Consider the following 9,510-nt stretch of genomic DNA (forward strand, 5'->3'; position numbering starts at 1 on the left):
AATTTTAGATAGGTTTATTTACAAAATTTAATAAACTATTTTTCAGTATGGGTAAATATGCTTAAAATAGACTAAAATTATAAATATTTTATTTTTTTTAAAAAAATAGTTGCATTTATTTTAAAGAGTGTTATTATCATTCTAACAAGAGATACAAATTTGGAACTTGTATCTACACGATGCCTAATAAATAATCCAAATGGAATTAAAATAATTCACGCATCACCTAAAAAAGTCATTAATTGCGGTAAAATACCATATACGGCATCTTTTACTTTACCCATTGCATTACCTAAACCAGTTCAAATGGAATTCATTCCATCACCAAAACCGATTTTTGTAACTATTTCAGTTAATAAATTCATTATTTTCTATCCTCCTTTTTTTCAAGTTCTTTTTTTTCTTTTTTCTTACCTTGAATTTGTCGAATTTTTTGATAAATTGATAAACCAATTCACGCAAAAATACCTAACAAAATCAAAATACTAAATATTCATGTTAATCATACTGGCACGATATAACTCCTTTCATAAATTAAAAAATTGAAATTTGCAAACTCGCTCCGCTCCATTAAAAACATTATTGAATAAATTATCCGCTAATAAATTACGCGGAATAATTTATTCTTTACTTTTTAATTTCAATATCATTTGCAATCTTATTGACAGTATTAATAACAATATCTTTACCATATTTTTTCACTAATGACCGCAAAATAAAATATTGCTTTGTTTGCATAATTTCAACCTCCTATAATTAACTTAAAAAAGTTAACTAAATTAATAGTTAACTTTTTATGATTTGGCATTTACAATTTACAGTGTTAAAATGATATGGATTAGAATGAGACTTTACGATGTGTAAACGGTGTGGCAGCAAACAACACATTAAAACAATTAGTTTTCTTGAGGAAGGATATCTTTGTAAAAATTGTTTATTACCAAGAGATTATCTTTTTCCAATTGAATTAGTGAAAGTTTTTAATAGTAATTTTCATACTAATTTTTATTTTTACAATAAGATTAATATAAAAGCTTTAATAATATTATTTAAAATGCTATGTGAGTATTATTTAATAAAAGTTGAAATATTTTCGTGTAGTATTTATGAAATGCGACAAAAATCAATTTATTTTAAAGAATAACATAGTATAATTGAGGATAGAGAAATAAGAAGGAGTTACATTAATGCAATATACATTAGAAGAAGTTGTTAATCATTTAAAAACACAAGGTTTTGTTTTTCGAGGGAGTGAAATTTATGGTGGTTTAGCAAACAGCTGAGATTTTGGACCATTGGGGGTTGAATTAGAACGAAATTTAAAAAATTTATGATGACAACATTTTATTACAAAATCAAAATATAATGTTGGTCTTGATAGTGCTATTTTAATGAACAATAATGTTTGAAAAGCTTCTGGACATCTTGGCAATTTTGCTGACCCATTATTAGATTGTAAAAAATGTAAAAGCCGAATGCGGGCAGATAAACTGATTGAAGATAATTATCCGAAATTAAATTGTGGTGGTTGAACTAATGAACAATTAGAGACTTTTATTACCGAAAAAAATATTTTATGTCCAAATTGTGGGGGACATGATTTTACTGAAATTCGTCAGTTTGAATTAATGTTTAAAACAAACCAAGGTGTTATTGAAGATGAAAAATCAGTTGTTTATCTACGACCAGAAACAGCACAAGGAATTTTTGTTAATTTTAAAAATGTTCAACGTTCTTTGCGAAAAAAATTACCTTTTGGTGTTGGTCAAATTGGAAAGTCATTTCGGAATGAAATTACCCCAGGAAATTTTATTTTTCGTACATGTGAATTTGAACAAATGGAATTAGAATTTTTTTATGATAGTAACGAAAAGATTGATTGATTTGAATATTGAATTAAAGAAGTAACCAAGTTTTTAGAATTAATTAATTTAAAACCAGAAAACTATCATTTTCGTGAGCATAATGCTAATGAGTTAGCCCATTATGCAAAACGAACTATTGATATTGAATATAAGTTTCCGTTTGGCATAGGTGAATTATGAGGGATTGCTGACCGGGGGGATTATGATTTACGTCTTCACGGTGAAATGAGTAAAAATGATTTGTCGTATTTAAATCAAGAAACAAATGAAAAAATTATCCCGCATGTAATTGAACCATCGGTTGGTGTTGGGCGCTTGATGTTAGCGATTTTATATGATGCTTACCATGTTGAAAAAGTTGCTGATAATGAGACAAGAATTGTTTTAAAATTAAGTCCGTTATTAGCTCCATATCAAATTGCGGTGATTCCATTAAGTAAACAATTAAACAACGATGCTTATCAGTTATATGAAAAACTCTTAGGTCGTTTTCAATGCACTTATGATGAAACAGGAAATATTGGAAAGCGTTATCGTCGTCAAGATGCGATTGGAACACCGTTTTGTGTAACAGTTGATTTTGACAGTCAAAAAGACCAAAAAGTTACAGTTCGTAATCGTGATACAATGAAACAAGAACGAGTGGCAATTGCTAATTTAGAAAGCTATTTTACCGCAACATTAAAATAATTAAAAGGAGTGAAAAGTATGGCATTAATTAGTAATGAAAAAATTGATTTAATTAAGTCAAAAGTAAATATTGTTACTGTAATGTCAGAATATTTATCACTTGAAAAACGGGGTCGTAATTATTGATCGGTTTGTCCGTTTCATCAAGATTCACATCCTTCAATGAGTATTTCACCAGAAAAGCAAATTTACCGTTGTTTTGCTTGTTCAGCTGGAGGCAATGTTTTTACTTTTTTACAAGAATATGAAAATATTAGTTTTATTGAAGCTTTAAAAAAAGTTGTGGTAATGGCCAATATTTCCTTAGATGAATTGACTACTTATCAAGAAAAACCAAAATATGATAAAAGTGAACAGTTAATTTTTGAAATTAATGCCTTAGCAAGCGCTTACTTTAGTAATAATTTAGAAACCAAAAAGGCTTATGATGCAAAGGAATATTTAACAAAGCGGAACATTAATAATACTGAAATTGAATTATTTCAGATTGGTTATGCTGAGAGTGGATTTGATCATTTGTACCATTTTTTAATTAAAAAAGGATATTCAATTAATGATATTCAACAAGCGGGTTTAATTACAATTAAAAATGGCAAGGTGTATGATTATTTTAATAATCGTTTAATGTTTCCGATTAAAAATGAAGATAGTTATATTATTGGTTTTTCTGGACGAGTAATTGGGGTTACTAACCAGGTAGCAAAATATCTTAATACTCCTGAAACAAAGGTTTTTAAAAAAGAACAACTAATGTATAATATTCACCGGGCAAAACCGTTTATTCGCCAGCAAAATAATTTAATTTTACTTGAAGGATATATAGATGTTATTAGTTTAGAAAAATTAAATCTTAAAAATACCGTTGCTTTAATGGGAACTAATTTAAGTGAATATCATTTAAAAGAAATTAAAAGATTAACAAATGAGTGTTTAATTTTTTTAGACGGTGATAAGGCTGGAATTAGTGCTAGTTTAAAAGCAGCAATTAAATTATTAAGTCATAATCTAAAAGTTAAAATTGTCTTGAATGAGACGCAACAAGACCCTGACGAATTAGTTAATAGTGGTCAGGGGGAATTAATTCATACAATTTTAGCAAATGCCCAACATCCAATTAATTTTGCTCTTGATTATTTTCAAAATAAATTTAATTTACAAGCAGCAAATGAATTAGAAGAATTTATTAATATTGTTGCACCTTTAATTAAAGCTAGTCCAAATCAATTGGAACAAGAATTAGCGGTTAATAATTTAGTTAAAATAACAGGAATATCTAAAGAAACAATTACAACAAAAATTGGACAAATTAAAACATATCAAAAAGCAGTTTTTTCACCTGCTGTGTCAGAACCAATTCCCAATGGAACAAATGATAATAATTATCAGCAAAAGCCGCCACCAAGGTTCAAACCACAGCAAAGTAAGACTGTTATAGTTAAAAATACAAAATATAAAATTAAAAATTTAAAACGATATCTTTTAGCAGAAAAAAATATGGTTTTACAATTACTTGGTTCTCGAAAAGCAGCAGATTTTTATCAAAGAAAAATTGGAAATTTAAATTTTGATGGTTATCGTTTGTTAGCAAATGATATAATTACTTATTATAATGGATATTTGGGGGCAGAAAATGTTAAGATTAATATGTTGTGTAAAGAAATAAGTGATCCAAATTTAAAAAAAATATTAATGGATATTATTAATAAATCAACGATTAAAATTAAATATAATAAGAAAGAATTAGAAGACTATGCGCTCTTAATTGATGATTTTGCTAATGAAAAAGAGATTGCAATGCTATGAAATAAGTTAGAAAAAGCAAGTAATCTAATTGAACAACAGGCAATTTCAATGGAAATTGACAAGTTGAATCAACGATTAAAATTTAAAAAGGGGTAGAGAGAATGGGATTATCAAAAAAAGAAGTCAGAGATATGAAATCTTTTGATGAATTTAAAGAATATATTAATAAATATTTAGAAGAAAATAACAATGAGATTGAACAAGAAAAATTAATAACATTAATTAATGATCATTTTGAAGTTGATGATAATGATGTTGAAGAATATTTCGAAGAATTAGTTGCTAATGGTGTTGAATTTAGTGATATTAATTTAGAAGAGTTAGAAGAAAATGAAGTTCCTGAACCAGAAAAAGTAACGAAAAAACAACCAGATGAAAAATTACGTTACAAAGTTGGTGGAATTTCAAATGAAACAAAAATTCAAGATATTATTAAAGCTTACTTTAATATTTTGGGAACAAGTAAGATTTTAACTCGTGAGGAAGAAATTAAATATGCTAAAATGTTAGAATCATCTGATCCAGAAGAAAGACGTTTTGGACGGAATAAATTAATTACTTCTAACCTGAAGTTAGTTGTTTCAGTTGCTCGTAAACATTTAAACCGGGGATTAGATTTTTCGGATTTAATTGAAGAAGGGAACATTGGGTTAATGAAAGCTGTTGATAAGTTTGATTATAAGCGTGGTTTTAAATTTTCAACATATGCCACATGATGAATTAGACAAGCAACAACCCGGGCAATTGCTGATCAAGCGCGAACAATTCGGATTCCTGTTCATATGGTTGAAACAATTAATAAATTAACAAGAATTGAACGGCAATTAACACAAGAGTTAGGACGCGAACCAAGTTACAATGAAATTGCTGAAAAAATGGGCCAAGGAATGGTTGGCGAAAAAGTTCGTGAAATTAAGAGACTATCAATTGAACCAGTTTCATTAGAAAAACCAATTGGTGATGAGGATGATACTCATTTTGGTGATTTTGTTGATGATAAAGATATTTTTACACCGGATGAATATGCTGAAAAAGAATCATTACGAGAAGTAATTGATGAAGTTTTCCATGAAATTTTATCAGCACGAGAAGAAAAAGTAATTAGAATGCGGTTTGGACTTTTACCAACAAAGTTACGAACAGTATTACGGTTAGCAAAAGAATGTGAAGATGAAACTTTCCCCGAATTAGTTCAAACAGTTAAAGCTCTTGATATTCATTATGATACACCAATTGAAAAAGTACAAAGTCAAAAAAATGCTTTAATTGATAAGCATTTATCAAAATATGATTCACCAAAAACATTAGAAGAAGTAGGCAAAGAATTTAAAGTAACACGTGAACGAATTCGCCAAATTGAAGCAAAAACAATTCGTAAGTTTAAGCCAAACCAAGCTAATTCGAAAGCAAAAGTATTAAAAGACTTTTTTAAAGGATAGGGGTTTTAAAAAAATGGATAGATTATCAGAACGTTTATTATTAATTGCCAAACAAGTTAATGAAAAAGACATTATTTGTGATATTGGGACAGATCATGCAATGATTCCAATTTATTTAGCAAAAGGAAATTTAATTATCAAAGCTTATGCATGCGACATTGCAGCACAACCCTTAGACCAAGCGAAAAAAAATATTGCAAAATATCATACTGAAGAACTTATTACCCCAATTTTAGCAGATGGTTTAACAGGAGTTTCGGACATTAAGATTGATACATGTATTATTTCGGGATTAGGGAGTACAACAATTTTAACCATTTTGCAACGAGATTCTGATTTAATTGATCGTTATATTTTATGTCCTAATGATGATCCATTTTTATTACGAGAATGAATTAAAAAACATAAGTACTTTATTGAAAAAGAATTATTAATTAAGGAAAATGATATTATTTATGAGATTATTGTTGTTAATAAAACTGCTGGTCAAAAAGTCAAAAATAAAAAAGACTTATACTTCGGTCCTTATCTTCGCAAAGAACATAGTAAACTTTTTCAAGAGAAATGATTGTTAAAAAATGATTATTATTTAACATTGTTAAACAAGATTCCTGCAAACACTAAGCGCTATCAAGAAGTTAAAGCAAAACTAAAAATGATTAATAAGGTGATATAATGTTAATTAAAAAATTATATCAAGAAATTGAAACTGATTTTTCATTAAAAGCAGCTTGTAAGTGAGATTATAGTGGTCATCAATATGGAAGCAAAAATCATTTTGTAGCAAAAATTATGGTTAGTTTAGATTTAACAAGCGAAGTAATTACAGCAGCAGTCGCTAAGCAAATTAATGTTATTATAACTCATCATCCTTTTTGTTTTGGCAAGAAAAAAAGAATTCAACAGATTCCTTACAAACGAGCAATTATTGATCTTCTTAATAAACATCAGATAACTGTTTATGCTTTACACACAAATTATGATGGTTTAATGAATGAATTGATTTTACAAGAATTAAATCCCCAAAAAATTGTTCCCCTTGATGATGATTTAACAATGATTGGGTATGTCAGTTTAACAGCTGATGAAATTATTACGAAATTAAAAGCAATTTTTAAAATTACAATAGTGCAGCACAATTTATCGACGTTAGAGCAACCTATTAAAACAGTTGCCTTAGCAGCAGGAGCCGCAGGTGATGTGATTGCAAAAATTAACCAAAATATTGACCTGTTTATTACTGGGGAAGTAAAATGAGATCAATGAGTATTAGCGAATGAAAAACAATTAGCAGTTATTTGCTTCAACCATTATATGGAAGATTTTTTTACTGCTGCTTTTGCTGGATACTTAACCCGAAAGTTTCCAACTTTAACAATAATTCCATATCATATCAAAAATATTATTAACTATCGTTAATAATATTTTTATATTTGCTCTAAATAACGAATTACTTCTAACTGAATTATGCTAGGTGTTGATGCCCCCGCAGTAACAGCAACACAGGTTTTATTTGCCAACCAAGTTGATTGAATATCATTTTTATCATTAATGCGATATGATTCAATCCCAATTTGTTCGCCCATTGCAACTAGCTTTAAGGTGTTACTACTTCGTTCATCACCAACAACAAGTAAAAGGTCAATTGTTGTTGGATCTAAATTTAGAATAGCATTTTGTCGTTCTAATGTTGCATTACATAAATCATTTTTAAAAAGAATTTCATTTGGAACAAGGGTTTTAATTTTTTTCACAATTGCTTCAATATCAATTTTAGAAAGGGTTGTTTGGTTTGTAATTAAAATCTTTTTAGTTGGGTCAAGATTAGGCAAAATGTTATCAACTTCTTGTTTTGTTGTCACAAGATTGATGCTTGGACTAAGCGCTAACATTGCATTTGTTTCTGGATGAAAGTGTTTTCCAATAAAAATAATTTGATAATCAGGTTTTGCTAAATATTCCTTAATTAAATTTTTCGTAACAGTTACTCATTCACATTCAGTATCAACAAGTGTAATGTTTTTCTGTGCTGCGACATCTTTAATCCGGTCATCACCACCATGTGCACTTAAAATCACAACAGCATTATCTGGTAGTGTTTGCATTAGCGCAGGGCGATTAAGTTTAAAATCGTTGACCGGAATAACACCTAAATTAACAATTTCATCAATAACATGTTTATTATGGACAAGATAACCTAACATATAAATTTGCCGTCCAGCATATTTGACAGCAGCTTCTTTTGCTCATTTAATTGACTTGACAACACCAAGACAATAACCACGAGGTGTCACTTTTACAACTTTCATTTTTTCACCAATCCATTTTTATCTACTTATATAATATCATAACTAAAAATCTCTTTTATCATTTTAAAATAATATCTTAAACTTATTTATTAATCAAACTAAATTTGATATAATTAATTCGTCTATTTTAAGTAAAAATTTTATCTTTTTCTTAAAATATTACAATTATCTTAAATACTAAATTCAATTTGGGATAAAAAATATTTAATGCAAAAAACTAATGATTAATGCTATTTTAACATTAGCAACCAACATTGGTTTGATTTCATTATGAAAGGAGATTGAGTATGCCAGTAAGCTTGAAAGCTAAAAGCAAAAAGGTGCCCCAGTCGAAAAAACCAGTAGCAAAAAATGCGACAGAAGAAAAATGATTATTCATTAAATCACAAGCAGTTATTGATTTAACTCCAGCTATGAAAAGATCAATCGATCGTTCATTAGGAGATGTTTATACAAAAACAGCAGCGGATTATCGGGCAAAAGACGGAAGTGCCATTACTACTGCAATTACAGCAGAAAGACTAATTGCAGAACGTTTAGGAAAAACAGCAACTCAACGAAAAGCAATTGAAGTGCAAAATAAAAAGAAGGCCACTCAAATGTTAAATTCAAAGGATAACAAAAAACCTGCTAAAAAAGCAGCAGCAAAAAAACCTTTGAAAAAAGTAGGGACAAAAAATAAGTAATGTTAACAATAACTAGATTTTCTAGTTATTGTTTTATTTAAAATTTTTATTAATATTTTTCCTGTTTTTATAAAATAGAAAAATAAGATTAAGAATTTTAAATAATTAGGACTATAATATAAAAGAAAAGAGGTTGGATCATGAAATCATTTGTCAAGTGAAGTATAGCTTTAATATGAATTATTGTATTAATTATTTTAGTTTTATCCTTAGTTTTTTTGGGAATATATTATGATGGTTATTATTGAGAAAGAAAAGGATTACCGGTTAATATTAATGATATTAAAACATTTCATGGTAATGGTTATCAGTTAATCGGTCACTTAGGAGTTGATAAATTAATGCGATTAGTATCCTCGGGATCATTTATTTGAGGATATTCAAATATTATTGTACCTGATGGTGGGCGAGGAATTGATTTAATGACATGGTTGCACCAACCGGGTAATGTTAATAATAGTGGAGTGATTCAATGACCCCAAAATTATGAATTAGAAGCCGGAACAAATTTTGCAGAAGTAGTTGGTAGTCTATTAATTGTGCTATTAGTGGCGGTTCCCGTTTTAATCTTAATTGGAATATATGTTACTGTAAATTGTACTATGAAGTGTAGCAGTTTATTTAATATCATTATAACATCAATAAAATAAATGTTCAATATAATTTATTTTAAAAAAATTTAGTAGTTTTGTCTTAAATTTATTAATTTTGACACACC

The 9,510-nt window shown here is 28.2% G+C and carries 11 protein-coding genes; 8 read left to right on the top strand and 3 right to left on the bottom strand.

The window, feature by feature from the left end; translation table 4 throughout:
- Positions 1 to 77: 77 nt before the first annotated feature.
- Positions 78 to 365: a hypothetical protein gene (locus tag D9R21_RS08225; protein ID WP_241568690.1), complete on the bottom strand. Its 288-nt coding sequence runs from the start codon at positions 363 to 365 to the stop codon at positions 78 to 80.
- Complete coding sequence (locus D9R21_RS02530) at positions 365 to 514, bottom strand: hypothetical protein (protein WP_004028165.1); 150 nt, start codon at positions 512 to 514, stop codon at positions 365 to 367. The genes D9R21_RS08225 and D9R21_RS02530 overlap by 1 nt, the downstream gene beginning before the upstream one ends.
- Before the next feature lie 282 nt (positions 515 to 796).
- Here D9R21_RS02530 and D9R21_RS02535 point away from each other — a divergent pair, with 282 nt between their 5' ends.
- Genes D9R21_RS02535 through D9R21_RS02560 form a run of 6 tightly spaced genes read left to right on the top strand, consistent with a single transcriptional unit; the run spans position 797 to position 7,216 of the window.
- Positions 797 to 1,144 carry a hypothetical protein gene (locus D9R21_RS02535; RefSeq protein WP_241568691.1) on the top strand — a complete coding sequence of 116 codons (348 nt, stop codon included), beginning with the start codon at positions 797 to 799 and terminating at the stop codon, positions 1,142 to 1,144.
- Positions 1,145 to 1,187: 43 nt separating this feature from the next.
- Positions 1,188 to 2,555 (top strand): glycine--tRNA ligase, encoded by a 1,368-nt coding sequence (locus tag D9R21_RS02540; RefSeq protein WP_126820973.1) that lies wholly within the window; start codon positions 1,188 to 1,190, stop codon positions 2,553 to 2,555.
- An 18-nt stretch (positions 2,556 to 2,573) separates the two neighbouring features.
- Entirely contained in the window at positions 2,574 to 4,454 is a 1,881-nt protein-coding gene (dnaG, locus tag D9R21_RS02545) for a DNA primase (protein ID WP_126820974.1), read from the top strand.
- A gap of 5 nt (positions 4,455 to 4,459) precedes the next feature.
- Positions 4,460 to 5,797: a sigma-70 family RNA polymerase sigma factor gene (locus D9R21_RS02550; RefSeq protein WP_126820975.1), complete on the top strand. Its 1,338-nt coding sequence runs from the start codon at positions 4,460 to 4,462 to the stop codon at positions 5,795 to 5,797.
- Between the two features lie 13 nt (positions 5,798 to 5,810).
- Positions 5,811 to 6,473 carry a tRNA (adenine(22)-N(1))-methyltransferase gene (locus tag D9R21_RS02555; RefSeq protein WP_126820976.1) on the top strand — a complete coding sequence of 221 codons (663 nt, stop codon included), beginning with the start codon at positions 5,811 to 5,813 and terminating at the stop codon, positions 6,471 to 6,473.
- Positions 6,473 to 7,216, top strand: a complete 744-nt coding sequence (locus D9R21_RS02560; protein WP_126820977.1) for a Nif3-like dinuclear metal center hexameric protein — start codon at positions 6,473 to 6,475, stop codon at positions 7,214 to 7,216. Before D9R21_RS02555 ends, D9R21_RS02560 begins: the two co-directional genes overlap by 1 nt.
- 8 nt (positions 7,217 to 7,224) lie before the next feature.
- Here the strand turns inward: D9R21_RS02560 and ispH are convergent, their stop codons facing one another.
- A complete protein-coding gene (ispH, locus tag D9R21_RS02565; protein WP_126820978.1) occupies positions 7,225 to 8,106 on the bottom strand; it encodes a 4-hydroxy-3-methylbut-2-enyl diphosphate reductase in 882 nt (293 codons plus the stop codon).
- A gap of 287 nt (positions 8,107 to 8,393) precedes the next feature.
- Between ispH and D9R21_RS02570 the strand changes: the two genes are divergently transcribed.
- Together D9R21_RS02570 and D9R21_RS02575 are read left to right on the top strand one after the other, a co-directional pair.
- The gene (locus D9R21_RS02570) at positions 8,394 to 8,792 is read left to right on the top strand and encodes a hypothetical protein (protein WP_126820979.1); all 399 of its coding nucleotides are present in this window, start codon (positions 8,394 to 8,396) and stop codon (positions 8,790 to 8,792) included.
- A gap of 140 nt (positions 8,793 to 8,932) precedes the next feature.
- Positions 8,933 to 9,442, top strand: a complete 510-nt coding sequence (locus tag D9R21_RS02575) for a hypothetical protein (RefSeq protein ID WP_241568692.1) — start codon at positions 8,933 to 8,935, stop codon at positions 9,440 to 9,442.
- The last annotated feature ends 68 nt before the right edge of the window (positions 9,443 to 9,510 follow it).

The organism is Spiroplasma endosymbiont of Megaselia nigra (genome assembly GCF_003987485.1).
Classification (GTDB): domain Bacteria; phylum Bacillota_I; class Bacilli_A; order Mycoplasmatales; family Mycoplasmataceae; genus Spiroplasma.